26 protein-coding genes are annotated in these 26,296 nt (G+C 61.9%); 11 read left to right on the top strand and 15 right to left on the bottom strand.

Annotated features, from left to right (window positions below):
- Positions 1-33: 33 nt before the first annotated feature.
- Entirely contained in the window at positions 34-1,305 is a 1,272-nt protein-coding gene (locus tag GRI34_RS02665; protein WP_160594625.1) for a phospholipid carrier-dependent glycosyltransferase, read from the top strand.
- A gap of 4 nt (positions 1,306-1,309) precedes the next feature.
- On the opposite strand, the gene GRI34_RS02660 is transcribed toward GRI34_RS02665, so the two are convergent.
- The 10 genes from GRI34_RS02660 to pgi form a co-directional block, all read right to left on the bottom strand.
- Entirely contained in the window at positions 1,310-2,422 is a 1,113-nt protein-coding gene (locus GRI34_RS02660; protein ID WP_160594624.1) for a glycosyltransferase, read from the bottom strand.
- A 31-nt stretch (positions 2,423-2,453) separates the two neighbouring features.
- The gene (gene leuB / locus GRI34_RS02655; protein ID WP_160594623.1) at positions 2,454-3,521 is read right to left on the bottom strand and encodes a 3-isopropylmalate dehydrogenase; all 1,068 of its coding nucleotides are present in this window, start codon (positions 3,519-3,521) and stop codon (positions 2,454-2,456) included.
- Positions 3,518-4,117 (bottom strand): DNA repair protein RecO, encoded by a 600-nt coding sequence (gene recO, locus GRI34_RS02650; RefSeq protein ID WP_160594622.1) that lies wholly within the window; start codon positions 4,115-4,117, stop codon positions 3,518-3,520. Before recO ends, leuB begins: the two co-directional genes overlap by 4 nt.
- Positions 4,118-4,149: 32 nt before the next feature.
- Complete coding sequence (locus GRI34_RS02645) at positions 4,150-4,395, bottom strand: accessory factor UbiK family protein (protein WP_090482686.1); 246 nt, start codon at positions 4,393-4,395, stop codon at positions 4,150-4,152.
- A 31-nt stretch (positions 4,396-4,426) separates the two neighbouring features.
- Positions 4,427-4,981 (bottom strand): TspO/MBR family protein, encoded by a 555-nt coding sequence (locus GRI34_RS02640; protein WP_160594621.1) that lies wholly within the window; start codon positions 4,979-4,981, stop codon positions 4,427-4,429.
- A gap of 132 nt (positions 4,982-5,113) precedes the next feature.
- A complete protein-coding gene (locus tag GRI34_RS02635) occupies positions 5,114-5,962 on the bottom strand; it encodes a hypothetical protein (protein WP_160594620.1) in 849 nt (282 codons plus the stop codon).
- Between the two features lie 46 nt (positions 5,963-6,008).
- Positions 6,009-7,364 (bottom strand): glutathione-disulfide reductase, encoded by a 1,356-nt coding sequence (gene gorA / locus GRI34_RS02630; protein ID WP_160594619.1) that lies wholly within the window; start codon positions 7,362-7,364, stop codon positions 6,009-6,011.
- A gap of 64 nt (positions 7,365-7,428) precedes the next feature.
- On the bottom strand, positions 7,429-8,820 hold the full coding sequence (locus GRI34_RS02625) for a DEAD/DEAH box helicase (protein WP_160594618.1): 1,392 nt from the start codon (positions 8,818-8,820) through the stop codon (positions 7,429-7,431).
- Between the two features lie 206 nt (positions 8,821-9,026).
- A complete protein-coding gene (locus GRI34_RS02620; RefSeq protein ID WP_160594617.1) occupies positions 9,027-10,013 on the bottom strand; it encodes a calcium/sodium antiporter in 987 nt (328 codons plus the stop codon).
- Positions 10,010-11,593: a glucose-6-phosphate isomerase gene (pgi, locus tag GRI34_RS02615; RefSeq protein ID WP_160594616.1), complete on the bottom strand. Its 1,584-nt coding sequence runs from the start codon at positions 11,591-11,593 to the stop codon at positions 10,010-10,012. Before pgi ends, GRI34_RS02620 begins: the two co-directional genes overlap by 4 nt.
- Before the next feature lie 53 nt (positions 11,594-11,646).
- Between pgi and lepB the strand changes: the two genes are divergently transcribed.
- The 4 genes from lepB to GRI34_RS02595 are packed head-to-tail and all read left to right on the top strand — an operon-like array spanning position 11,647 to position 15,382.
- A complete protein-coding gene (gene lepB, locus GRI34_RS02610; protein ID WP_160594615.1) occupies positions 11,647-12,546 on the top strand; it encodes a signal peptidase I in 900 nt (299 codons plus the stop codon).
- Positions 12,543-13,214, top strand: a complete 672-nt coding sequence (gene rnc, locus GRI34_RS02605) for a ribonuclease III (protein ID WP_234028131.1) — start codon at positions 12,543-12,545, stop codon at positions 13,212-13,214. The genes lepB and rnc overlap by 4 nt, the downstream gene beginning before the upstream one ends.
- Positions 13,211-14,116, top strand: a complete 906-nt coding sequence (era, locus tag GRI34_RS02600; protein ID WP_160594613.1) for a GTPase Era — start codon at positions 13,211-13,213, stop codon at positions 14,114-14,116. Before rnc ends, era begins: the two co-directional genes overlap by 4 nt.
- Before the next feature lie 12 nt (positions 14,117-14,128).
- Positions 14,129-15,382 (top strand): MgtC/SapB family protein, encoded by a 1,254-nt coding sequence (locus GRI34_RS02595; RefSeq protein WP_160594612.1) that lies wholly within the window; start codon positions 14,129-14,131, stop codon positions 15,380-15,382.
- Between the two features lie 10 nt (positions 15,383-15,392).
- On the opposite strand, the gene GRI34_RS02590 is transcribed toward GRI34_RS02595, so the two are convergent.
- From GRI34_RS02590 to plsY, 5 genes are all read right to left on the bottom strand, one after another.
- On the bottom strand, positions 15,393-15,575 hold the full coding sequence (locus tag GRI34_RS02590) for a hypothetical protein (RefSeq protein WP_160594611.1): 183 nt from the start codon (positions 15,573-15,575) through the stop codon (positions 15,393-15,395).
- Entirely contained in the window at positions 15,575-18,121 is a 2,547-nt protein-coding gene (topA, locus tag GRI34_RS02585) for a type I DNA topoisomerase (protein WP_160594610.1), read from the bottom strand. The genes GRI34_RS02590 and topA overlap by 1 nt, the downstream gene beginning before the upstream one ends.
- Before the next feature lie 83 nt (positions 18,122-18,204).
- Positions 18,205-18,870, bottom strand: a complete 666-nt coding sequence (locus tag GRI34_RS02580) for a hypothetical protein (protein WP_160594609.1) — start codon at positions 18,868-18,870, stop codon at positions 18,205-18,207.
- Entirely contained in the window at positions 18,867-19,982 is a 1,116-nt protein-coding gene (gene dprA, locus GRI34_RS02575) for a DNA-processing protein DprA (RefSeq protein WP_160594608.1), read from the bottom strand. Before dprA ends, GRI34_RS02580 begins: the two co-directional genes overlap by 4 nt.
- Positions 19,979-20,578 carry a glycerol-3-phosphate 1-O-acyltransferase PlsY gene (gene plsY, locus GRI34_RS02570; RefSeq protein WP_160594607.1) on the bottom strand — a complete coding sequence of 200 codons (600 nt, stop codon included), beginning with the start codon at positions 20,576-20,578 and terminating at the stop codon, positions 19,979-19,981. The genes dprA and plsY overlap by 4 nt, the downstream gene beginning before the upstream one ends.
- A 184-nt stretch (positions 20,579-20,762) precedes the next feature.
- On the opposite strand from plsY, the gene GRI34_RS02565 reads away from it, so the two are divergent.
- The 6 genes from GRI34_RS02565 (at position 20,763) to GRI34_RS02540 (ending at position 26,294) form a co-directional block, all read left to right on the top strand.
- Positions 20,763-21,470 (top strand): LuxR C-terminal-related transcriptional regulator, encoded by a 708-nt coding sequence (locus GRI34_RS02565; protein WP_160594606.1) that lies wholly within the window; start codon positions 20,763-20,765, stop codon positions 21,468-21,470.
- Positions 21,471-21,525: 55 nt separating this feature from the next.
- The gene (gene murI / locus GRI34_RS02560; RefSeq protein WP_160594605.1) at positions 21,526-22,323 is read left to right on the top strand and encodes a glutamate racemase; all 798 of its coding nucleotides are present in this window, start codon (positions 21,526-21,528) and stop codon (positions 22,321-22,323) included.
- 106 nt (positions 22,324-22,429) lie between these two features.
- Entirely contained in the window at positions 22,430-23,650 is a 1,221-nt protein-coding gene (hemA, locus tag GRI34_RS02555; protein WP_160596360.1) for a 5-aminolevulinate synthase, read from the top strand.
- A 78-nt stretch (positions 23,651-23,728) separates the two neighbouring features.
- Positions 23,729-24,718, top strand: coding sequence for a hypothetical protein (locus tag GRI34_RS02550; RefSeq protein WP_160594604.1), 990 nt, complete (start codon positions 23,729-23,731; stop codon positions 24,716-24,718).
- A 66-nt stretch (positions 24,719-24,784) separates the two neighbouring features.
- Positions 24,785-25,477 (top strand): nitroreductase, encoded by a 693-nt coding sequence (locus GRI34_RS02545; RefSeq protein WP_160594603.1) that lies wholly within the window; start codon positions 24,785-24,787, stop codon positions 25,475-25,477.
- A 49-nt stretch (positions 25,478-25,526) separates the two neighbouring features.
- Positions 25,527-26,294 (top strand): hypothetical protein, encoded by a 768-nt coding sequence (locus GRI34_RS02540; RefSeq protein ID WP_160594602.1) that lies wholly within the window; start codon positions 25,527-25,529, stop codon positions 26,292-26,294.
- Positions 26,295-26,296: the final 2 nt, after the last annotated feature.

Below are 26,296 nucleotides of genomic sequence, written 5' to 3'. Positions count from 1 at the left end.
GGCGCGCCCCGCCGCTGCTTAAGCCAGCGCGTGATGACGCGCGCACCCGAGCAGCCTCTGGATCCTCTTGGCTGGTGCGTAGCGCTGGCACTCGGCTTCTGGCTGCTCGTCCTGTGGAACCTCGCCATCCCGAGCGCTCCTTACTTCGACGAAGTGCATTACGTGCCCGCGGCGCGCGAGTTGCTCATCCTGGAGCAGTTCAACAACCGCGAGCATCCCTTGTTCGGCAAGGAGATGATCGCGCTGGGAATCGCCATCCTGGGTGATAATTCGTGGGGCTGGCGCATTTTACCCTCGATCGCCGGGATGCTTGCCCTGTTCGCCTCCATGCGCGCCGTTTGGTTCGCAACGCTCAGCAGGTTTGCCACGCTCACGTCGGGCGTCTTCCTCGCGACGGGATTCCACCTCTTCGTCCATGCGCGCATCGCCATGCTCGACATCTTCATGATTGCGGCGCTGGCAACGGCATTCTGGCAGCTGGCTGGAGCCATGCGCGAACCGGAGACCGGCCGGTGGAGGCTGGCGCTGGCGGGCGTCGCGCTCGGCCTTGCATTGGCGAGCAAATGGAATGCCGTCCCTGTTGCGATGGTCCCGGGCCTCGCTTTCTTGGCGCTGCGCTGGAAAGCCGGACGCAGGCGCCTTGTGCTCTCGCGCCGCGGCTCGCCCGTGCCCGGAATTACGCTCGCAGAAGCATTTATCTGGCTGGGGCTGGTACCCCTGGCGGTCTACTGGATAACTTTCTCACCCGGGTATTCGTTCGAAGTGAATGGGATCGAGAACGGGATCCTTGCGCACCACCGGCTCATGCTCGACCTGCAAACACAGGTACTGACGAGGCATCCTTACGAATCCACCTGGCCGGAATGGATGCTGAACTTGCGTGCGATCTGGTATCTCTATGAAGAGGTCGACCGGGCCCAGCGCGGCGTCATGCTTGTCGGCAACCCTTTGACGATGTTGCTCGGCCTGCCTGCGATCGTGTGGTGTGCGCTGCGCGGAATAATGCATCGCGAGGCCGCTCACGGTGCGATCGCCCTGCTGTACGGGGTCAGCCTCGGCCTCTGGCTATTCGCCCAGAAGTCCACGCAATTCTATTATCACTACTTCCTGCCGAGCGGTTTTCTGTTGATCGCGCTGGCCCTCTCGCTCGACGATTTATGGAAAGCACGCTGGCGAAAGCTGGCAATTGCGGTGCCGGTCGCAAGCGTTCTGCTGTTTGTATTTTTCTATCCGATCCTCGCCGCAGAACCACTCCAACGCTCTGACAGTTTCGCGGTCTGGACGTGGATCGAAAGTTGGCGATAACGCTCTAAAAGCGGCCCCATACGAAGCGGCTCGACAAGGCGTAATTCCAGACCGATGCGATCGCTATGCCGATCAAGGCCGCCAGCATTTCGTGGAAACCGCGCTGGAAGAGCATTGTCGCAATGGCCACGTTTGCCACTGCCCCGACCGAACATGCCGCCACGAAGCTTGCCCAGCCGCGCAGGAGCTCGCTCGCCTTCTTGATGCGCCGGTCCCGATAAGTGAGGAAATTGTTGAGCCAGAAATTGAAGGTCATCGCGCCTAGCGTGGCGATCGCCTGGCTCCATGCGAAGTTCGCTCCGGCGAGTAGCAGGAACAGGTAAAGGATCGCCATGTGGACCAGCACGCCGAGAGCGCCCACTGTCCCGAAAAGGGCGAAACGCGTCGGAATGAACTTGCCGAAAATCTTGTCGTAGAGGCCGGCAAGAAAATCGAGAGCGATCGCCCGGTCGAGCTTGCTTTCTCCGGAGCGGCGGGCGGCGAAATCCAGCGGGAATTCCGCGACCTTGAGCGGTTCCTCGGAGGTTGCCAGCAGGTCCAACAGGATCTTGAAACCGATACCTGACAACCCAGGCACCAGTTTGAGCGCAGTCTCGGTCGGCACGAGGAAATATCCGCTCATCGGATCGGTCAGCTTCACGCCGGTCAGTTTACGCGCCAAGGCGTTAGCGACATTGGAAAGCTGCACCCGGTCCGGACGGCCCCATTCATCAGTGTTTGCGCCCTTGGCAAACCGGCTTGCCACGGCGACTTGCGCCCTGCCCGATCGCACCGCTTCGAGCATCGGGGCAAGCAGCTTGGGATCGTGCTGGTGATCGGCATCCATTACCGCGCAGTAAGGCGCGGCAGTCGCGCAGAAGCCCTCTATCGCAGCGCTTGAAAGGCCCCGTCGACCAATGCGCTGGATGACCCGAACGCGGTGGTCCGTCCGCGCCAGCCTACGAGCTTCTTCGGCAGTGCCGTCCGACGAATTGTCATCGACAACCAGGACTTCCCACCCGGTCTCACCAAGGGCCCGGTCGATCCGCTCGACAAGCGGGGCGAGATTGTCGCGCTCGTTCAGCGTCGGCAGGATGATCGCCAGCTGAAGACTGCCTTGGGGTCCGGTCGGGTTCATGACGCGACCCTTGCGGAGGGTGCGGCAATTCTCAAGCGATTGCTTGCAGATGCCTCAAGATGGCATCGCCGATCTCCTGCGTGCTCGCGCTACCGCCGAGGTCTGCACCGCGAATTTCGCTGGAAAGGCTGGCAGCAACTGCGCGCTCGATCCGGTTCGCATCCGCATCGCGGCCAAGCGAATGGCGCAGTAGCATGGCGAGGCTCAGGATCGCGGCGACCGGATTGGCCTTGCCCTGACCTGCGATATCCGGAGCGCTGCCATGGATCGGCTCGTAGAGGCCGAACGTACCGAATTCGGTCGTGCGTTCGCCTAGGCTGGCGCTGGCGAGCAATCCGATCGACCCGACGCAGGCGCTGGCCTGGTCTGACAGGATATCGCCGAAAAGGTTACCGGTGACGATCACGTCGAACTGGCCCGGGCTGCGCACCAGCTGCATCGCGGCATTGTCGACATACATATGGTCGAGCTCGACATCCGGATACTCGCCAGCCAGTTCGATGACGGTTTCACGCCAGATCCGGCTGGTTTCGAGCACGTTAGCCTTGTCGACGCTGGTTAGTTTCTTGCGGCGTTTCTGCGCGGCGCGAAATGCGCTGTGGGCGATGCGCCGGACTTCGGCTTCGTTATAGGACATGTCGTCCCAGCCTTCCCTGCCGCCTGCGCTGTCACGCTCCCCCTTGTCGCCGAAATAGACGTCGCCGTTCAGCTCGCGCACCACAAGAAGATCGATGCCGCGCGCCAGTTCGGGCTTGAGCGGGGACAGGTCCTCGAGACCCGGAAATCCGGCGGCAGGGCGCAGATTGGCAAACAGCCCGAGTTCGCTCCGCAAGCCAAGGATCGCCTGTTCGGGACGATACTCGCGCGGGAGCGTGTCGCATTCCGGATCGCCGACGGCTCCGAAGAGGACGGCGTCCGCGGCACGTGCCATTTCCAGCGTTTCGGCGGGAAGGGGATGACCATGACGCTTGTAGGCAATGCCGCCCACGTCTCCTTCGAACAGGGTGAGCTGCGGCAGCGCCAGCGCATCGAGCACCTTGAGCGCTTCACGCGTGACTTCGGGCCCGATGCCGTCACCCGGCAATACCGCAATCTTCATGTTTCGATCCGTCCCAGACGCTGCCTCAGTACAGTCCTAGCGGCTAGAACGTCGGCGCGTGTGTCGGCAAGGAGATAGCGCGCTATGAGGCCCTCCGAACGGTCGAGAATTTCCAAGGCCTCGCCAAGCCCCGCTATCTCGGGTCGCTGCCCGCCATAGCCGAGCTCCCGCAAAAGAAGCACTTCATAGCTCGCCAGCGCAGGCACCCAGCCGCGTGCGGACGGGGCGTTGCAGACCGCGTCGAGCAGCGCGGTGAGCGCATTGTAGAGGCTTGGATAGGGATTGCGTTCAGGCAGGGCCGACGCCGTCAAGGCGCAGGTCCAGGCGATCGCCGATGCCGGAAGCGGCTCGGTCAGCCAGGGGCCGCGGCTCTGCGCCAGCTCCAGCCGGGCAAACGGCAACTGGCTATCGGACTTCGCGCGTATTTCCGCTTCGACGAGGTTTCCCGGAATGACCACGGGGCGCAGCTGTCGCCCCCGTCCACCAGCTACATAGGCGGCAATCACGCCGCTTTCTTCGGTCAGCAAGCGCGCGATAACCGCCGTCTCGCCGTGCGGACGGGCGGCAATTACTATCGCTGGCGCGGAAAGGTGCATCCTGGTCCCCTACCCCAAGGCAGGGGCAAGCGTCACTTGTGCTTGGCTTCGAGCGCGGCGATGCGCTCTGCCAGCTTGTCGCATTCTTCACGGGCACGGGCGGCCATAGCCTTGACCGTGTCGAACTCTTCGCGCGTCACGAAATCCATTCCGCCGAATGCTTCCTTGGCGCGTTCACGCGCGCTTTCGCGCGCTTCTCGGGTCATGCCCGCAAGCGTGCCTGCCGCCGAATTGGCGAGTTTGACGAAGTCGGCGATCATGGGGTTCTGGCTCTGCATGACAGCTATCTAGGCGTGAATGGGTCGCGCTTCAATTGCCGATGCGCACACGCTCCGAACCGCCCGCAACCGTGCCGCCATCAGCGTCGGGATTGAGCTGCAAGAATTGCCAGTTGAGAACGGTCGCGAACAGCACCCATGCAAGATAAGGCAGCAGCAGAATCGCCGCCAACTGCCGGACCTTCCAGAACAGGGCGATTACCACCAGCAGCGTGACATCGATCGCGATCAATACCGCGAGGGCAAAGGTGAGCTCCTTCATACCGAAGAACACCGGCGTCCAAGCCAGGTTAAGCAGGAAATGTACGACGAAGGCCGTTAACGCGATACCGCGCCCGCGCGCACCCCACGCAGCGCAGACGAGCGCGACCGCAAGGCCGATCATCACGTAAAGGATGGTCCAGACGATGCCGAAGGCTGCAGGCGGCGGATAAATGCCGGGCTTTTCGAGCGCCTGGAACCAGTAGCTGTCGGGCCCGCCAAGCTGGCCGGAAAGGAAACCGAGCAATACGCACAGCGGCACCGTGAACAGCGCCCAGCGAATGAAACTTGCGCGCAATTGTCCGCGCGAAGCCAATACGTTCATCGAAAACCCCCACAGGCGATTCGTTTGTTTACCTTGTGACCACCCCAGCACCGGCTGGCAACATGGGGCACCGAACCATGCCGGATCGGGACGGTTCGAGGGATCGTGCTGGGTTTCCTAGCTGGCGGCGCCCTAGTCTGCGCCGGGCGGCGGTGGTGGGGCCACGGGGTTCCTCAGATGGGGGTAACTGGTCAGAAAGCGTTCGCTGCTCTCGGGTGAACCGACAACGAGGATCGGGGCATCGCCGCAAGCAGCGCGCAAGTCACGTTCGGCTTCCGGCGCGATGTACGCCGTGGGAGGGCCGCCCCAACTCATCGCTTCGCCGAGCCGCGCTCTTGTCTGCCCCCCAACGCGATCGACGAGGATGTAATACCCTTCGCTATCGCGATCGAGGCCGATCTCGGCATGGAAGAAAGCCAGCTTGTCGGCCTCCCCCTCACCTTCGGTTGCCCAGAAACAGCCGTCGCGCAATTCCACCCGGCCAGCCAGCAGCGCTTCGTTTTGCGCGCCCGTACGCGCCGAGGATGCCGGCCATACGCGGATGCCCTCGCTTGCCGCTTCGGACACCGCAGGCAGGTTCATCGGAGGGACAAACGACCAGGAGATATGGGTGGGAACATCCAACCCGTTTTGCGTGGTCCACGACCGGAACTCGCTCTCGGTCATGCCGACATCGAGATGCGTGACCGCGCCGCTAGGTCCTTTTCCGTCGAACCCAGCGCCAAGGAGCAGGTTTTCGGCTTCGAGTCGTTCGAACCAGCTTTGCCCGACAGCCTTCGCGTCTGGCGGCATCGGCCCGGTCGCGTCGCGGCGGACATAACTTTCGCCTTCCAACCGCGTTTGCTTCACGAGCATCGCGTAATCGGGCGTCGGAGCCTCCACTTGCGTCGCGTATTCGCGATCGGCGGTTGCGCTGGAGCTGTCATCCTGCGCAGGTGCACAAGCGCCCAGCATTACAGCAAGGGGGAGCAGATATCGCATCACGCAATCCTGCTCAGGCTTGGCTGACACCCGGCTGAACGCAGGATCAGCGCATCAGGACAAGCTCTTCCGCCATGGTCGGATGGATTGCCGTGGTCGCGTCGAAATCCGCCTTCGTCAGACCAGCCTTCACCGCGATCGCTGCCGCCTGCATCATTTCGGGCGCCTCGGGTGCGATCATGTGAATGCCGACGATCTTCCCGCTGTCGCCATCGCAGATCATCTTCATGAGGCTGCGCTCGTTGCGACCGGCGAGTACGTTCTTCATCGGGCGGAAGTCGGAGAGGTAGACCTTGACCGAGCCCAGCTGGTTTTTCGCCTCACCCTCGGTCATGCCGACTGCCGCAATCGGCGGATGGCTGAAGACGGCGCTGGGGATGCAGCTATGGTCGACCGCAACCGGATCTCCGCCTCCGAAAACGGTGTCGGCAAATGCCTGACCTTCGCGAATGGCTACCGGCGTCAACTGGACGCGATCGGTAACGTCGCCCACGGCATAGATGTGATCGACATTGGTCTTGCTGAACCGGTCGACCTTGATCTCGCCGCCGTCACCAAGCTCGACACCTGCTGCGTCGAGACCCAGACCCTCGGTATTCGGAAGCCGGCCGACCGCAAACATGACGAGGTCCGCGTGCTCTTCCTCGCAGTCGGAAAGTTTGACGAAATAGCCGCCGTCTTCGCATGGCTTGATGTATTCGAAGGTCGTGTTGAAGCGGAAGCTAATCCCTTTCATCGTCGAGATCTGTAGCAAGCGGTCGCGAACGGCTTCGTCATAGCTGCGCAGCAGCCTGTCGCCGCGATTGACGATGTCGACCTTGCTGCCGAATTCGTTGAAGATACCGGCGAATTCATTGGCGATGTAACCGCCGCCAGCAATGATCACCTTCTTCGGCAATTCATCGAGATGGAATGCCTCGTTCGAACTGATGGCATGCTCCGCGCCCTGGCATTCGGGCATGCGCGGACGGGCTCCTGTCGCAATCAGGATATACTTCGCAGTGACCTTCTTACCGCTTGCGAGGGTAATCTCATGCGGACCGGTGATTTCCGCACGTTCGTGGAAGATCGTGACATCGTGGTTATCGAGCGTTTCGGTATAAGCACCCTCAAGCCTGTCGACATCGGCCAGAACATTGTCGCGCAGGGTCTTCCAGTCGAACTTTTTCCCTTCGATCTCCCATCCGAATTTCTGGCAGTCCTCGAGGTCTTCGGCAAAATGCGCGCCGTAGACGAGCATCTTCTTCGGGACGCAGCCGCGAATGACGCAGGTCCCGCCGACCCGGTGTTCCTCGGCGATCGCGACCTTGGCGCCATGTGCTGCCGACACGCGGCTGGCACGCACCCCGCCGGAGCCCGCGCCGATGGTGAAGAGGTCGTAATCGTATTCGGTATCGGCCATCCGGCGCTCCTGTCAGCTTTGCGCGTGTCTCTCGCCAACAGTGAGCGTGATGGCAAGTTCCGAGTTAACTTACGCCGTGCGATCGGTTGCGGTTACGGTTGCGATTGCGATTTCCGCCGGGGCGGCCACCACGCGGCTTGCCTCCGCCCGGCGCACCATCGCGCTTGGGCGCACCGGCCCGGTTGGGATGCTTGTTCTTGGGCTTCGGCTTTTTGGCAGCAGCATTGCCGGTCGGGCGAACCTTGGGCTTCGCCATACGCTGCCCGGGGGCCGCGCGCTTGGTCGGCCCGACGCCTTCGACGACAGCGCGGAAGTTGTCAGGGAGCGGCAGCCGCTCGAACTCGGCGTCGGTCTTCTTGCGAATGTCCTTGAGGTAATCGCGTTCGTCCTCGGCGCAAAAGGCGATCGCCACGCCGTCGCGGCCTGCACGCGCGGTACGGCCGATGCGGTGGACGTATTGCTCCGGCACGTTGGGCAGCTCGTAATTGATCACATGGCTCACGCCCGGAATGTCGATCCCGCGTGCAGCGACGTCGGTCGCGATGAGGATCGGCGTCTTGGCGCGCTTGAATTCGTCGAGCGCGCGTTCGCGCTGCGGCTGGCTCTTGTTGCCGTGGATGGCGTTGGCGGGAATGCCGGCCTGGCCAAGCTTCTTCACGATTCGGTCGCAACCGTGCTTGGTGCGAGCGAAGATGAGAACGCGTTCGAACTTGCCGGGTACCTTGTGGCGTTCCGACAGGACCATTTCCAGCAGCGTCTGCTTTTCATCCTGCTGGACCATGAAGAGATATTGGTCGATGCGTTCTGCCGTCGTGCTTTCGGGCGTTACGCTGACCTTGACCGGATTGCGGCAGTACTTGCCGACAAGTTCCTGAATCTGCTTGGGCATGGTGGCCGAGAAGAACAGCGTCTGGCGATCTTCCGGCACCAACTGGCTGATCCGGCGAAGCGCATGGATAAAGCCGAGGTCCAGCATCTGGTCCGCTTCGTCGAGGACGAGGATTTCGACGCCGTCGAGCTTAAATGCCTTCTGATCGATCAGGTCGAGCAGGCGGCCCGGAGTGGCGACAAGAATGTCGGTGCCGCGGTGCAGCTTGTTACGGTCCTTGTTGACCGATGTGCCGCCGACAATCGAATGGACCTTCAGGCCGGCCAGCGCACCGTAGTCCTTGGCACTGTCGGCGATCTGTCCGGCCAGTTCGCGTGTCGGCGCAAGCACCAGCATGCGGCAGGATTTGAACGGCGTCTGGTTTTCAGCATCCCGCAGCCGGTCGATGCTCGGGAGCATGAAAGCTGCGGTCTTGCCGGTGCCGGTCTGGGCGATGCCCATCAGGTCGCGGCCTTCCAAAACGGGCGGAATGGCCTGTGCCTGGATCGGCGTCGGCTCGGAATAGCCTTTAAGGTCCAGCGCCTGGAGAACGGGCTGGGAAAGGCCGAGATCGGTGAATTTTGTCATGAGTACTCGCATTATATGCGGCGCGCAGACCGATTGGTCGCGCGGCGCGGGTGTCAAACGACCCGCGTGAAAAGGGAAGTCATTGGAAAAAGACCGAGGCGCGGCCGGGGCGATGAATGTCTCTCAAATCGCCGCTTCACGCTGGCTAGCGCGCTTCGATGGCCCTCATGTGGATGCTGCGCCGCACAAAGTCAATCAAACTTACGTCAGATCGCGCTGACGGTGTAGGCCAGAAACCCGACATAGGCCGCCAGCAGCAGGCCGCCCTCACGCCTCCCAAGCCGACCGCCCGTCCATGAAAACACGATTGCTGCGATAGCTGCCAGCAACAGGATGTAAAGGTCGCCCGTCAGGATGCTGTTCGGTATCGGGCCCGGTGCGACGAGTCCCGTCACCCCGCCGATGAAGAAGATGTTGTAGATGTTCGAGCCAAGCACATTGCCGAGCGCAATGTCGCTTTCCTTGCGCAACGCAGCGATGATCGTGGTGGCGAGTTCCGGCGCCGATGTCCCGGCAGCTACCACCGTCAATCCGATGGCCGTATCGGAAACTCCCAGCGCGCTAGCGATTTCAATGGCTCCATCGACGAGGACCGTGCCGCCGGCGACGATCAGGACAATCCCGACGAGGAAGAAGGCGACTGATTTTACCAGCCCCTTGCGGTCGGGCCGCGGGTGATCGTGCAGTCCCGGATCGGCGTGTTCCGCGGCGGCGGTCCTCTGGCTTGCCGCCTGTAGCTGGTGTCCCGTCCGCTCCTGATGGTAAGCGAATGCGATATAGGCGGTGAGTGCCAGCAGCATTCCTGTGCCTGCAACCCGGTCCAGTCCGATGGAGTTGCCCGCGAGCAATAGGACGACAACCCCGGCCAAACCGACCACACCGTCGCGCCACAGCACGCTGCCGCGCACGGCGATCGGCGAAATGAGCGCCGCCGCTCCAAGAATGAGCAGTGTGTTCGCGAGGTTGGACCCGACGATATTGCCGAGCGCGATACCGGGCGATCCGGCAAGCGCTGCCTGGACGCTTGCCGCGAGTTCCGGCGTGGATGTTCCCAGCCCGACGATCACAAGGCCGACCAGCATGGGCGACAGGCCCATCTCTTCCGCCAGGCGCGACGCGCCGCGGACGAGCAATTCGCCTCCGCCTACCAAAAGGGCGAAACCGAGCAGCAGAAGCAGGATGGAGGTCGTCACTCGGCGAGGCCTGCCGCTTGGAGCAGGGCTTCGGTGCTGGCGTCGAACTCTTCGCCGCCTTGCTCGATCGCCTTGGCCATTTGCTTGCCGAGTTCCACGCCGAACTGGTCGAAGGGATTGATGCCCATGAGGACGGCGCTGGCGAAGGCACGGTGCTCGTGAAATGCGATCAGGGCGCCGAGCGTTGCGGCATCCAGATCGTCGCACAGGATCGTCGCGCTCGGCCGGTCGCCGGGATAATTGCGCGCCGGATCTTCGCCCTTTTTGCCTGCCATCAAGGCGGCACCTTGCGCGAAGCAATTCATCAACAGGATGCGGTGGTGCGCCGGATCGAGATCGTCTCCGGGTGCCGCACTGGCAATGAAGTCCACCGGGATGAGATGGGTGCCCTGGTGGAGCAATTGGAAGACCGCGTGCTGCGCATCGGTGCCAACCCCGCCCCATGTGATTGGCGCGGTCGGGCCGTCGACGGGCTGCATGTCTGCGGTAACGCGCTTGCCGTTGCTCTCCATTTCCAGCTGCTGGAGATAGTCGGGAAACAGGCCAAGCCGCTCGTCATAGGCGAAGACCGCCCGCGTCTGGCATCCGCGAACGCGCGTGTAATAGAGATCCGCGAAAGCAGCCCGCAGCACGAGGTTTTCGCGCCCGTCGGTATCGCGGAAATGCGCATCGACTGCCGCAGCGCCTGCCAGCATCTCGCGAAAATCGTCCATGCCCACCGCCAGCGCGATGGGGAAACCGATCGACGACCAGATCGAATAGCGCCCGCCGACGCTCTCCTGGAACGGCAGGATGCGCGTCTCGTCGACGCCCCATTCCACGGCACCTTCGGGGTTCGCTGTTAGCGCGATCACCCTGCCCGACGGATCGGATACGCCATTGTCCGAAAGCCATTTCAGCGCACTTTGCGCATTGGTCATCGTCTCGATCGTGGTGAAGGTCTTGCTGGCGACAGCGATCAGCGTCTTGGCGGGATCGCATTTCGCGAAAGCCGCTTCCAGCGCGACGCCGTCGATGTTCGAGACAACATGCACATCGCACAGCGACAGGTCGCGGCTGAGGGCATCGACGCCCAGCGCCGGGCCAAGGGCACTTCCCCCGATACCGATATGGATGAGATGGGCGATTTCGCCAAAAGCGCCCTGGTGGATGGCCTCGACCAGCATGCCCATCCGGTCGATGAGGGCAGCCGCTTCTTCGACCTTCGCCGGGTCGCCGACACCGCGCAGGGTGGAGTGGTCTGCCGCGCGGCCTTCAGTCGGATTGACCACTTCGCCGGCGAACAGTTTTTCGCGCTGGCCAGTGAAATCCATCGTATCGGCAAGCGCCTCGAACCGGTCGAGCACGGCCCGGTCGAGATGGGTCTTGGACCAGTCGAACAGGATGCCGCCCGGTGCCATCGGGTCTTCCGGTCGATCCGCTGCCAGTTCCAGCCGCTCGGACAGCATGGCAACACGCTCTGCACCGCCCGGCTCGTCTGCCCCCTCGCCTCCGTCGCGCACCGCGCTGAAGAGTTCGAGCAGGGTCGGCTGGGGCAGGTCACGCAGTTCGTCCCATAGGTCGGCGGCAGTCTTTGGCATGGCTTGGCAAAAGTCCTTTCGTGACGGTGTTAGTGCGACTAGGGAATGCCGCGATGATTGAGAACCCCGCAAAGAGCGAAACCCGCGCGGATACGAATGTGACCGACACGAAAAAGGACGAGGAAAGCTGGGGCAGCTTCCTTAAATTCTGCCTTAAGCTGGTCCTTGCTGTCCTTCTGTTCCGCACGCTAATCGCCAGCTTCTTCACGATTCCGTCCGAAAGCATGCTTCCGGGCCTGAGGATCGGCGATTACCTGGTCGCCGCCAAATGGCCGTACGGATATAACGAAAATTCGCTGCCGCTTGGCCTGCCCGGTCCCAAGGACCGTATATTCGGCAGCATGCCCGAGCGGGGCGACGTCGTGATCTTCAAACACCCCGTCGACCGGACCGACTACGTAAAGCGCGCGATAGGACTGCCCGGCGATACGATTGCGGTTCGTGACGGTCAGCTGGTGCTCAACGGACAACCGGTCCAGCGCGAAGAGGCAGGCTATGCCGAGATTCCGATGAGCTCGAACACCGCTTGTCGCGCAGATGGCGGCGTGGTCGTCGACAATCTGTGCCGCTATCGCCAGTTCCGCGAAACGCTGCCCTCGGGCAAGAGTTACATGACCATCGATTTCGGCAATGTCGGCGGCCGCCCGCTGAGCGATGCCAATGGCCAACTGATGGTCGATGGCAATGGCCGCCCGGTCATGATCGATCCCGACAACACTGCGCCCTTCGTCGTGCCAGCGGGCAAGATATTCGTCATGGGCGATAATCGCGACAATTCGCTCGATAGCCGTTACCCTGCCGTTGGCGGCCAGGGCGTCGGCATCATCGACGAGGAACTGCTCGTCGGGCGCGCCGGAATGGTCTTGTGGTCGACCGATGGCAGCGCCGAATGGCTTTTGCCCTGGACGTGGTTCACGGCAGCACGCTGGGACCGGATTGGAGAAGGCATTTGAGCGGTCTCGACCCCGGTGCACGCGTATGGCTCGAGAAGACCGGCTTTTCGGTCAATGACGATGCCTTGTGGCGTGCCGCGCTGACCCACGGCAGCATGGGCGAAAAGCGGGATTACGAACGTCTGGAATTCCTCGGTGACCGTGTCCTTGGCCTGTCCATCGCGCACTGGTTGTTCGAACAGAGCGAGGCGCCCGAAGGCAAGCTGGCCCAGCGCCTCAACGCAATCGTCAGCCGCGAAATGTGCGCCACCGTTGCGCGCGGCATCGGCCTGTCGGACCACATCCGCATTTCCAAACAGGCGCGTGCGGACGGCGGCAGGGACAGCGACAATATCCTCGGCGATGTGATGGAATCGCTGCTTGGTGCGCAGTTCATCGACAACGGGTTCGAAGAGGCTCGCAAGCTCGTCCACCTTCTGTGGCGTCCGGCCCTCGAAAGCGGTGCCGGTGAAAGCAAACATCCCAAGAGCGCCCTGCAGGAATGGGCTGCAGGGTGTCGCCGCAAGCCGCCGGAGTATGAGGTCATCGACAGGTCGGGCCCCGATCACGCTGCCAAGTTCACTGTGCGCGTAAAGGTACACAAGGTCGGCGAAGCGGAAGCGACCGCCGGCAGCAAGGGCGAAGCCGAGAAGGCCGCCGCAAAAGCATTCATGGAGAAATACGCGTGAGCGAGACCAGCCAGACCCGCTGCGGCGTCGTCGCCGTGATCGGCGCCCCAAATGCGGGCAAATCGACCCTCGTGAACCAGCTTGTTGGGCAAAAGGTCGCCATCACCAGTGCAAAGGCGCAGACAACGCGTGCGCGAATGATGGGCATTGCCCTGCACGACGAGACACAGATGATCCTCGTCGATACGCCCGGTATCTTCGCGCCCAAGCGCCGCCTCGACCGCGCGATGGTCAACGCCGCCTGGGAAGGCGCGGAAGCCGCCGATGCGATCCTGCTGCTGGTCGATCCGATCAAGCAGCGCCGCCATGAACTCGACCCGCTGATCGAGCAGATCGCATCGCGTCCGGAGCGCAAGATCCTCGTCCTGAACAAGGTCGACCGCGCGAAGAAGGAGCCGCTACTTGCACTGGCTCAGGAGCTGAACGAAAAGGTCAAATTCGAGACGGTCTACTTCGTTTCCGCCCTTACAGGCGACGGCGTGCCTGAAATGAAGGCAGCGCTAGCCGATATGATGCCCGAAGGCCCGTGGCATTATCCTGAGGACCAGGTCAGCGACGCCAGCGAGCGGATGCTCGCCACCGAGATCACGCGCGAACAGTTATACCAGCAGCTGCACGAGGAGCTCCCCTACGACAGCGCCGTTCGCCCGGAGAAATACATCCAACGGCCTGATGGCAGCGTGGAGATCCACCAGCAGATCGTGGTCATGCGCGACAACCAGCGGGCCATCGTTCTCGGCAAGGGAGGCAGCCGCATCAAGGCTATCGGCCAGGCCGCGCGCGAAGAGCTTTCCGAATTGCTCGGGCAGAAGGTCCATCTCTTCCTGCACGTAAAGACCGATGAACGCTGGAGCGAGGACAAGGAAATGTTTGAGGAAATGGGCCTCGACTGGACCCGCTAGGATGCTTTCCGGATGAACTGGCTCGACATCCTCCCGCATCTCGGCGCAGCGATCGCCGTCGGGTTGATGATCGGGCTGGAGCGCGGATGGAAACTGCGTGAAGCGCAGGACGGGCACAGGGTTGCCGGTATCCGTACCTTCACCCTGCTTGCGCTCGCCGCAGGGCTTTCGGGAATTCTGTCTGCCATCGGATATGAAATCGCCGCGGGCGTACTGCTTGCGGGTGCTGCGGCCGTTATTGCCATCGGATATTCGCGTTCGGTGCTGGACAACGGCAAGCCCGATGCTACGTCTGCAGTCGCGGCCATGGTCACGCTTGGCCTCGGGTTTCTTGCCGGTATCGGCCAAGGCGCACTAGCGGTGGCAGGCGGCGCCCTCGTCACCCTGCTCCTCGCGCTGAGGAACGACGTGCATCGCTGGGTCGGACTACTCGATGAAGACGATATCAAGGCCTTCGCGCGCTATGCCGTCATCGCCCTTGCGGTGTTTCCGTTCCTGCCGGACGGTCGCTTCGGTCCCTATGACGCGTGGGAGCCGCGCAATCTGTGGCTGGTGGTCATCATCGTCACGGGCTTTTCCTTTGCCGGTTACGTGGCGAACCGCCTGTTCGGGGCACGCCGCGGCACGATCGCCACTGCGGTGATCGGCGGTCTTTACAGCTCGACCGCAGTCACCCACTCGTTTTCGCAGAAGATCGGCGCAGGCTCTGGCGGCGGGGCCGAAAACGCCGGTATCGCCCTTGCCAGTGCAGTGATGTATCTGCGTGTGATCGTGCTTGTCGGGGTCCTTGCAACAAGCCTGCTCCCGCATTTCGTGATCGTGGTCGCACCTGCGTTGCTGGTCGGCTTTGCCGTGGCTTGGCGTCTTTACCGCAATGCTCCGTCCACGACCGGACCGGCACCGCCCGGTAATCCGATTGCATTGCTGCCTGCCCTGACGTTCGTCACCTTCGTTGCTGTTGCCGCCGTTGCAGCGCGATGGGCGCAGGAGGAGTTCGGCGAACAGGGGATAGCGATCTTGCTGTTGCTCATGGGCAGCATGGACGTGGACGCGGCAATCGTGACTGCAGGCGGCCTCGAACCCGGGACGATCGCCCCCCAGCTGGCCGCGCTTGCAATCGCCGGGACCATCCTTGCCAACATGTCAGTGAAGCTGGGCGTGACGCTGGTGTACGGCAAGCGCGAAGCCCGCCCTGCAGCATGGGCGCTGGGGACAAGCATGGTCGCCTTGGCGGCCAGTCTCGTAGTCGGATATCTCCGGCTCTAGTCGAGGGCCGTCAGCGCTTTTTCGCGACCTTGATCTTGTTCTTCTTCGCAAAGTCCTTGGTGGATTCCTCGCTGCGTCCCAGAGCCTTTGCGATCTGCTTCAGCCCCTGCCCCTTGGCAGCGAGGGTGCGGAGTTGACCCGCCTCCTCGCCAGTCCAAGGTTGCTTGTGACGCTCGAAGCGTTCCTTGCCCATCAGTCGGCCTTCTTCTTCGCCGCTGCCTTCTTCTTCGGCGCCGCCTTTTTCTTGGCCGGGGCCTTGCGTTTTTTCTTGGCCGGACCCTTGGCGGCGCGTGCGTCGATCAGTTCGATGGCCTGCGCTTCGGTCACATCTTCGGGCTTCATGTCCTTGGGGATCGTGGCGTTGGTCGTGCCGTCGGTGACATAGGGCCCATAGCGGCCCGGCATGACCTTCAACTCGCCGCCGCTGGTGGGATGTTCGCCCAGCGTCTTGATCGGTTCGGCCTTGCCGCGTCCGCCGCCCTTGCGGTTGGCGGCCTGGGCAAGGATGTCGACGGCGCGGTTCATGCCGACTTCGAACACTTCGCGCGTGTTCTGCAGCTTTCCGTACTTGCCGTCATGCCGCAGGTACGGGCCGTAGCGCCCTATCGCAGCCTCGATTTCCTTGCCGGTTTCCGGATGCGCACCGACAATGCGCGGAAGGCTCAGAAGCTTGAGTGCCCATTCCAGATCGAAATCGTCGAGATCCTTGGGAATGCTCGCGCGTTTCGCGTCCTTGCCCTCGCCCAGCTGGACGTAGGGGCCGAAGCGGCCGGTCTTGCGCTCTACCGGAAGGCCCGTTTCCGGGTCTTCGCCCATGACTCCGTCATTGGCCCCGTCGTCACCCTCGCTGCCGGGCTTGGCGAACTGGCGGGTGAACTTGCACTCGGGGTAATTGGCGCAGGCAACGAAAGCACCGAAGCGACCACCGCGCAGCGCCAGGCGACCGCCTTCGCGGCCTTCCGTCTCGCATAGCGGGCAATGGCGCGGGTCCTTGCCGTCGGCGCGCTCGGGGAAAAGATAGTCGGACAGGAAATCGTCGAGCACCTCGGTCACTTCCGAAGGCTTCTTCTCCATGATCTCTTCGGTCTTGGGTTTGAAGTCCTTCCAGAACTCGGCCAGCAAGGCCTTCCATTCCTCTTCACCAGCCGAAACTTCGTCCAGCTCGTCTTCCATGCCGGCGGTGAATTCGAAGGCCACGTAGCGTTCAAAAAACCGTTCGAGAAATGCTGTCAGGAGGCGGCCCGATTCCTCTGCAAAGAAACGGTTTTTCTCCATGCGGACATAGTTGCGGTCGCGCAGCGTCTGGATCGTGCTGGCATAGGTCGATGGGCGGCCGATGCCGAGCTCTTCCAGCTTCTTGACCAGGCTCGCTTCCGAATAGCGCGGCGGCGGCTGGGTGAAGTGCTGGTTCGCTTCGACTGCCTTCTTCGCAGGGGCATCGCCCTTGCTCATGTTCGGCAGCAGGCCGTCCTCGTCATCGTCCCCACTGTCGTCGCGACCTTCCTGATAGACGGCGAAGAAGCCGGGGAATTTCACGACCTGGCCGGTCGCGCGCAACTCGTGCTGGCCGGTCCCGTCACGCAGCGTCACGGTCGTCCGTTCGAGCTGGGCGGCGGCCATCTGACTGGCCATCGCGCGCTTGAAAATCAGGTCGTAAAGCTTGCCCTCGTCGCCGGAGCCTGCCCGGTCACGCTTAAAGTCGGTCGGGCGGATAGCCTCGTGGGCTTCCTGCGCATTCTTGGCCTTGCTTGAATAGAACCGCGGCTTGTCGGGGATGTAATAAGCATCGTAGCGATCGGCGATGGCCTTGCGGCAGGCGTCGATCGCGCTGCCGTCCATCTGCACGCCGTCGGTACGCATGTAGGTGATCGCACCCGCCTCGTAGAGCGACTGGGCAAGCCGCATGGTGTGGCTGGCCGAAAAGCCCAGCTTGCGCGCAGCTTCCTGTTGCAGGGTCGAGGTGGTAAAAGGCGGGGCCGGATTGCGCTTGAGCGGCTTGGTTTCGATGTCTTCGATGGTGAAGCGCGCATCCTCGACCGCCTTTTGCGCGGCCTTGGCGCTGCCTTCATCGCCGAGCGTCAGCTTGTCGAGCTTCTTGCCGTCGAACTTGACCAGGCGCGCGTCGAATTCCGTCCCGTCCTGTTCCAGCTTGGCGATGATCGACCAGTATTCGTCGGCCTTGAAATGCTCGATCTCGATCTCGCGATCGACGATGATGCGCAGCGCGACCGACTGGACACGACCGGCGCTCTTTGCACCGGGAAGGCGGCGCCACAGTACCGGGCTGAGCGTGAAGCCGTAGAGATAGTCGAGCGCGCGGCGCGCAAGATATGCGTCGATCAACGGCTGGTCGAGCTCTCGCGGGGCCTTCATCGCATCGGTGACGGCCTGTTTGGTGATGGCGTTGAAGGTAACGCGGTCGACCTTCTCCGGCAGCGCCTTTCGCTTGGCCAGCAATTCGCGGACGTGCCAGCTGATGGCTTCCCCTTCGCGATCAGGGTCGGTCGCGAGGACTAGGCGGTCGGCCTGCTTGGCAGCATCGCTGATTTCCTTGAAGCGCTTCTGCTTGTCGCGATAGAGCTCCCAGTCCATCGCAAAATCCTCGTCCGGACGAACGCTGCCATCCTTGGGCGGCAGGTCGCGGACATGGCCGTATGAAGCGAGGACCTTGAAGTCCTTGCCAAGGTATTTCTCGATGGTTTTCGCCTTTGCGGGCGACTCAACAATAACCAGTTGCATGGGGGTAAAAACGGTCCCTTACGTGTGTACGTGTATGTACGCGCGATTTTCAGTTCGGTTCGCGGGTCGTCAAGCGACCTTTTTCAACTTTGCAATCCAGCTGACTGCTCGTCGCTGACAAGGTCGTAGGCCGAGATACCAAGGATGGTCAGCCAGACTGTCGCTAGATTGATCAAGAAGTTCGTAAAAACGCTGGAGAAAAGTTCGTATGGTATCGATCTTTCGCCTTCGGGGTAATAGACGAACTGATAGTGAATAATTACTGCGATCGCTGCAGCGTAGCAAAACAGGGGCCCAATCATCGCGCGGCCCAGAACCCATTGGAACTTTTCGGTCTGGCGCCAGCTCCACCACATGGACGAGTTCACACCGTCGTTCGTCGCAATCGCCCTCGAGTATGCGGGCAACCAACGCATAAGAAGATAAAGGCCAGGGAAAGCAAACCCGATTAATCCCAAGACCACCAAAATCCCTATGCCGAGTCCGAGGACGAAGTAGGTGCCGAGCCCTCCACCTTGTCCATTTTCGAGGTAACCTCCAACCTTCATCAGTTTGAGGAAAAGAATGTAGGTGGCGCCCCAGGTGATTAATCCCAATAACCAATACGCCGCATCGTTATCGTAGGCATAAACGTCCAAATAGACGTACGGCACAGTCAGGAAAACCAAATAACCCAGAACGATGTTCGGCGCGGACCGCAAGAGCCGCACATTAGTGCCGCTTATCAATTTGAAATTTTCCGAAGTCATTTCAAACTCACCCGTCCCGCCGCATGTCGTTCCAGCCGCCCAGCGATCTCCAGCTCCAGCAACGCCAGCTGCACTGCCGCAGCGCTTTCGCCTGACTGACGAATAAGTTCGTCGATAGCGACCGGCGCGGTTGTCAGGAGCGAGGCGATGTCGGCGGGTTCGGCCCCAGCCATCTCGGCCGGTTCGAAATCGAAGGGCGATACCGGCTCGCGGAAGGTCGAGCGGGGGCTGCCGTCGAAGCCGGTGAGCAATTCCACCACATCTACTGGCGCCTGCACCAGCACAGCGCCTTCGCGAATGAGATGGTTGCAGCCGTGGCTGCGCGCTTCGAGCGGGCTGCCCGGGATCGCCATGACCTCGCGCCCCGCCTCGCCTGCCAGCCGCGCGGTGATGAGACTGCCCGACTTGACCGCTGCCTCCACGACCAGCGTCCCGCTCGCCAGCCCTGCGATGATGCGATTGCGGCTCGGAAAGTGGCTGCCGCGAGGTTCGGTGCCGGGCGGCTGCTCTGCGATCAGCAAGCCCTCGGAGGCGATACGCTCCTGCAGGTCGGTGTGCTGCGGCGGGTAGGCGATGTCGATCCCGCTTGCGATGACGCCGATGGTGCTTGGAAACGAGCCCTCGTGCGCCGCGCCGTCGATGCCGCGTGCAAGGCCCGACACCACCGTAAAGCCCGCCTCTGCCAGCCCCTGCCCGAACTCGCGCGCCAGCTTGACCGCAGCGGCGCTGGCGTTGCGCGCGCCGACCATGGCGACGCAGGGCTTCGCCGCCAGCGAGAGGTCGCCACGATAGGTGATAATCGGCGGCGCGCCGTCGATTTCGGCAAGCAGCGCGGGATAATCGGGCTGGTCGTGAAAGAGGTACTTCGCGCCCGCAGCGCGCACGCCCTCCACCTCACGTTCGATGCGATCCTGAGGTGCGGCGCGATATTGCCGGCCGCCTTTCTTTCCGAAGTCGGGCAAAGCCTCCAGCGCCGCAACCGCATTGCCATATCGCGCCAGAAGCATGGCGTAGCTGACCGGTCCGATATTGGGAGAGCGCAGCAATCGAATGCGCGCGAACGCCTCCTGCTGCGACAGCGCCGCAGCCTGCGGCCGGACTGCCTCGTTCACTTGGAAGAGCCGACCTTGGGTTCGGTGCCCGCTACCAGCCGCTTGATGTTTTCGCGGTGGAGCCAGATCACCAGCACGGCGATCAGCGTCAGCACCTTGGCAAATGTCGGAATGCCGAGGACGAAGGCCATCACCGCAGCAGCCACAACCGCACTCATCCCCGCCAGCGAGCTGATGCGCGAAATCGCAAGGACGCCGATCCAGACAATCGCGTAAGCGACGCCGATAGGCCAGGCGAGCGCGAAGCTGACGCCGGCATTGGTGGCCACACCCTTGCCGCCCTTGAACCCGAGCCACACGGGAAACGCATGACCGATGACGGCGAACAGGGCGGCCCAGCCCATGTCCTGCCAGAACCACATTCCCGCCAGCCACACCGGCACGAACCCTTTCGCAAGGTCGAGCAACAGCGTCGCTGCGGCCAGCCCCTTGCTGCCGGTACGCAGCACGTTGGTGGCCCCGATATTTCCGCTACCCTGCTGGCGAATATCGCCCTTCCCGGCCAGCTTGGCGAGGATCAGGCCGAACGGGATCGACCCGAAGCCATACCCCAGCAAGGCTGCCCACAGCACGTTCAGTGTGATGTCTCCAGTCATTCGCCATGCATAGCCAACATGGCCGCTTTGGACAGCACGTTTTTTGGATCATTGCCTCGGATACGGTCCAATCTCCAGGTACCAATCGACCGTACTTGGGCTTGTACGACAAGGTCGCTATCCATGGCGTAACGTGAACTTACCTGATCTCCCCTCCACGCCCCCCTCCCCCAGTCGCGATCCCTTGCTAGAACGACTGACCGAACGGGAGAAGGAGTGCCTGCGCCTTTGGCTGGGGCACCGTACTGCAAAGCAGATCGCACTCGATCTCGGCATTTCGCATCATGCGGTGGAAAAGCGCCTCAAGATGGCGCGGACCAAGCTGGATGTGACCTCGTCCATCGATGCGGCCAAGATGCTTGCGGCTTCCGAAGAGTACGGTGACACCGGACCCCAGGCGCCGGACCTCGTCAAAGACCGGCATGATCGACCAGACAGCAAACTCCGATACGCAAAAATGGGAGTTTTTCTGATGATAGTTTCAACCGTGATCGCGCTTGGCCTCGTATTGCAAGGAGGTGGCAAACCGACGATGGTCCCTTCGGACGAGGAGGCCTCCGGGGCAGTCGTGCTCGAAGGAAGCGACCTCGCCTACGAGAAAGTCACGGACGAGGAACTGCGTGATTGGCTGGGCTGGATATTCCGTACCACCGACACAGACGAATCCGGCTTTATCGAAGTCGGTGAAGCGCCAAAGAATTTCGCCTCGCAAGACGATGTGCTGGGCACAGTGATCCTTACCGGGATCTCGGCGCAGCAGGCCTTCATGGAGGCCAATGACGCCAACAAGGACGGTCGCGTCAGCGAAAGCGAGTTTGTTGAACCCGCTTTCCTCGCCTTCCGGGAGCGCGGAAGGCCGGTCCTGCCCGCCGCCTTGAAGCCTATGCAATGAATACCGGGCCTTAGGCCTGATTGACTGACAAATTGGCATCGGCCATGCGGTCCCCATGGTCGATGCCGCCAAACCTATCCTGATGTTTGATTCTGGCGTCGGCGGGCTGACTGTGCTCGCAGAGCTGCGCAAGCTGATGCCCAAGGCGCCGGTCATCTATGCCGCCGATATTGCAGGACTTCCCTACGGCGCAAAGAGCGAGGCGGAAGTCGCAGCGCGGGTTGCAGGCCTGCTCGGGCGAATGGCCGAACGCTACGAACCGCGCCTAATATGTATTGCCTGCAACACCGCCAGCACGATTGCGCTCGGCATGGTCCGCGATGTGCTGGAAACACCGATCGTCGGGACCGTGCCCGCTATCAAGCCCGCTGCCGCCATCACGAAGACCGGCACCATCGGCCTGCTGGGAACCGAAGCGACGGTCCGCCAGCGCTATGTTGACGATCTGGAAAAGGAGTTCGCCAGCGGCAAGACGCTGCTGCGTTACGGCGCCAACGATCTCGTCGCCTTGGGAGAAGCGAAACTGCGCGGCGACGAGGTCAGCGTGGAGGACGTTACCCGCGCTGCATCCGGTCTCGTCCTGCAAGCGGGCGGCGAAAATCTCGATACGGTGGTGCTGGCCTGCACCCACTTCCCCTTGCTTGAGCCGGAACTACGCGAAGCGTTCGGCAAGGATGTCACCTTTGTTCACGGTGCCGCCGGCATCGCGCGGCGTGTCGCTTATCTCGTCGATGGTCAGCAATTCGATGCCTCCGAAGGCGACATTGCCGTGACTACCGGCGATATGGACGACTTCGAACGGCTGGCTCCGGCCTTCGCCCGGCACGGTATTTCGAGGCTAATCCACTTCTGATCCTTGCGAATCGTTCGCAAAGATCGCGGTGGCGAAACGGTGTTTCATACACTATGTGACCCCGCAGAAATTGCCGCTGACGGGCGGCGCTGACGGGCAAACCCGGGTGAACTACGACCAGATCTTCGACGAAGCGATCGACCGCCTCCACACGGAAGGCCGCTATCGCGTGTTCATCGACATCATGCGCAACAAGGGCGCGTTCCCCAATGCGCGATGCTTCCACGGCCACAACGGCCCGAAGCCGATCACCGTCTGGTGCTCCAACGACTATCTCGCCATGGGCCAGCATCCCAAGGTGATCGAAGCGATGGAAAATGCGCTTCACGATGTTGGCGCAGGCTCGGGCGGCACGCGCAATATCGGCGGTAACACGCATCTTCACGTCGAGCTGGAACAGGAACTGGCCGACCTGCACGGCAAGGATGGCGCGCTGCTATTCACCAGCGGATATGTCTCGAACGATGCGACGCTCTCGACGCTGGCCAAGCTGCTGCCCGGCTGCGTGATTTTCTCCGACGAATTGAACCATGCCAGCATGATCGCCGGCATTCGCAATTCGGGCTGCGAGAAGCGTGTTTTCCGTCACAACGATCTCGAACATCTCGAAGAATTGCTGGCCGCGGAAGACGAGGCGACACCCAAGCTGATCGCTTTCGAAAGCGTCTATTCGATGGACGGCGATGTCGCCCCGGTCCATGCGATCTGCGACCTGGCTGAAAAGTACAACGCCCTCACCTATGTCGACGAAGTCCACGCGGTCGGCATGTATGGCAAGCGCGGCGGCGGAATTACGGAACGTGACGAGGCTGCCGACCGGATCGACATCATCGAGGGCACGCTGGGCAAGGCTTTCGGCGTCATGGGTGGATACATCGCGGCCGACACCCGCGTGATCGACTGCATCCGCTCCTATGCGCCCGGCTTCATCTTCACCACCTCGCTCAGCCCGGTGCTGGTCGCAGGTGTGCTCGCAGCGGTGCGCCACCTTAAGGGCTCCAGCGAAGAACGCGACGCCCAGCAGGGAGCAGCCGCCAGCCTCAAGGCGAAGATGCGGGGGGCGGGCCTGCCGGTCATGGACAGCACCACGCATATCGTGCCCCTCATGGTAGGCGATCCGGTACGCGCCAAGAAGATCAGCGACATCCTGCTCGCCGAATACGGCGTCTATGTGCAGCCGATCAATTTCCCGACCGTCCCGCGCGGTACGGAGCGTTTGCGCTTCACACCCGGCCCCGCGCACAGCGAGGCGATGATGGACGAATTGGTCGCTGCTCTGGTCGAAATCTGGGACCGCATGGATTTGGAGTTGAAAAGGGCTGCCTGAAGCTTGCCTCAATTCGCATGAGCAGTAATTCATATCCCAAGTACAGCTAATAAGGCTGACTATTTGGGGGCGAAAATCATGAATTACCGGTGCGGAGGTGCTCTTGCAGCAGCTTTGTTTCTCGTATCTTGCGGTGGCGGCGATAGCGGATCGCCAACTTCGGGCGGAGGTTCGACCCCGACACCGACACCCACACCTACTCCGACGCCGACTCCCGCCAGCTACACGAAATTCGCGGACCTTTCCGGTGACCAGCAATTTCGTTCCGCCTGCGGCGGACTTTACAATGTCCAGAATCCGATCGATTCCGGCGGCTTCACGCGGTATCCCGAACCGCCGTCCGCCCTGTCACAAGACTATGTCGCGGAAACACAAACCTGGACCATTACCGGTCAATCGCCCGATGGTGTGGCGTTTTCCAACGTTTTCACCCCGGCCGATATCGTCACTACGAGCATTGCCAACACAACCGCATATCGCGTGGTCGATGCAGTCAATTTCCCCAACCGGTTCTTCTTCGGAACCCCGACGCTCGGCAGTTCTCTGGCCGAGTATTCGCGCGGAACAGCTTTGTTCGTGAGGCCGGGCGCGGGTACGATGACTATGTCCTGCATCATTGGCGTGCCGACGAGACTGGATGACCGGCCATCGTCCACCGTGACCTACACCGAGTTTTCCGTGACCGGGAACGTATTCGTCGAGAACCCGGGCGCGGCGCCCAGCCAGTACAGCATCTCTGAGAGTACCGTCACGCTGACCGCAAATCCGGGCAACGGCATTATCAATCTCGACGTTACCCTTGTCGGACGCCAGTTCCAGTCTGACGGCTCGCTCTCCGCCACCCGGACACAATTTGGCACCTTCGGAGGAGAAGCGGGGATCGACGGCTCGATTCAAAGTTTTGCCGCCCCTTTGAACCGGAAACCCGACAACAGCGTCGGCGGCGGGTTTACTGGCTGGTTCTTCGGCCCACAGGGGCTCGAGATCGGCATCGGCATGACCTACTTCGGTGCAGCTGAAGATGGTTCGATAATCAGCTTCGCGGGGTCGATTTCGGGCAGGCAGTGATCGAAGCCCTTTCGCCGCTCCCCTTTCTTGTCCTAAAGGCGTCGCCTAAAGAAACGGGAGAGACGTGTGAGCGGTAATCGGGAACAGTCCTACGAAGAAGTGGTGTGCGGAAGGCGCAGCATTCGAGGCTATCTCGACAAGCCCGTGCCGCGGGAGTTGATCGAGGAAGTGCTGGCCTTGGCCATGCGCTCGCCCTCCTCGATGAACACACAGCCCTACCATTTCCATGTCATCACCGGTGCGCCGCTCGACGCCATCCGCAAGGGCAACACCGAAAACATCCTCGCAGGCGTGCCTGACAGCCGCGAGTTCCGCCGGGGGGAGCCTTTCGCCGGCGTCCATCGCGAGCGGCAGATCGGCTGCGCCGTACAGCTGTTCGAAGCCATGGGTATCGAGCGCGACGACAAGGAGAAGCGCCAGGACTGGGTGCTGCGCGGCTTTCGCCAGTTCGATGCGCCGGTCTGTGTCATCATTACCTACGACAAGGAATTGTCCGGCAGCGACGACACGCCTTTCGATTGCGGCGCCGTCACCACCGCGCTCGTCAACGCCGCCTGGAGCCGCGGACTTGGCTGCGTGATCAATTCGCAAGGCATCATGCAATCGCCGGTGGTGCGAGAACACGCCAGCATTCCCGACGATCAGGTCATCATGAAAGCGGTTGCCATGGGCTGGCCGGACCCCGACTTCCCCGCCAATCCGGTAAAGATAACCCGCCGCGAGGTTAGCGAGGCGGCCAGGTTCGTCGGCTTCGACTGAGGGAAAGAAACGCCTGTTCGCAGGTTATGAAGGCGAACAGGAGGACGACTTGGCAGACACACTGGTAGATTTGGGTGACGGCTTCTGGACCGTCAGGGGCGAATTCAGGATCGGCCTGCTGGAAATCGGCACCCAATGCTCGCTTGTCAGACTGCCCGACGGAAATTTCGTCTTCCTCGACAGCTATACGCTCGACGATGGGATCCGCGCCCAGATCGATGGCATTGTCGGTGATGCCAAGGTCGCTGCGATCCTCAACCTGCATCCGTTTCACACCATTCATTGCGAATGGATGCACGAGGCCTATCCCGAAGCAGAACTGTTCGGCACTGCGCGCCATGTCGACAAATTCCCCGCGCTTCCCTGGCAGGAATTGCGCTGCGAGGACGATGCGATGAACGAGAGGTTCGGACCCGACCTTTCCTTTTCTGTCCCACGCGGCGTGCCGCTCGTCAGCGAGGACGAGAGCGTGCACTTTTCATCGGTTCTCGCCCTGCACCGCCCCAGCGGAACGATTCACGTGGACGACACCTTCGTCTATCTGGACAAGGGCTTCCCGCTGTCCCTGCTTCCAATGATCAAGCGCCTGTCCTTCCACCCCACGCTCGCCAAGGCACTTGAGCCGCGCGCGGGTGCGGCAGACGAGTTCCGCGAGTGGGCGATCGACCTCGGGATCGACTGGGCCGATGCGCAGCGCATCGCCGCTGCCCACAATGCGATTTTCGAATTCGGCGAGAAGCGCTTCCCCGATTACGTGGGGGAAGCACTTGGACGTGTCGCTTCCGTGCTCGATCGCCATCGCGCCGAGCACGGGTAAGC

This window comes from Qipengyuania aquimaris, assembly GCF_009827445.1.
Lineage (GTDB): Bacteria > Pseudomonadota > Alphaproteobacteria > Sphingomonadales > Sphingomonadaceae > Qipengyuania > Qipengyuania aquimaris.
Note: the sequence above shows the minus strand (reverse complement) of the source record. Positions and strands in the feature narration are given on the sequence as shown.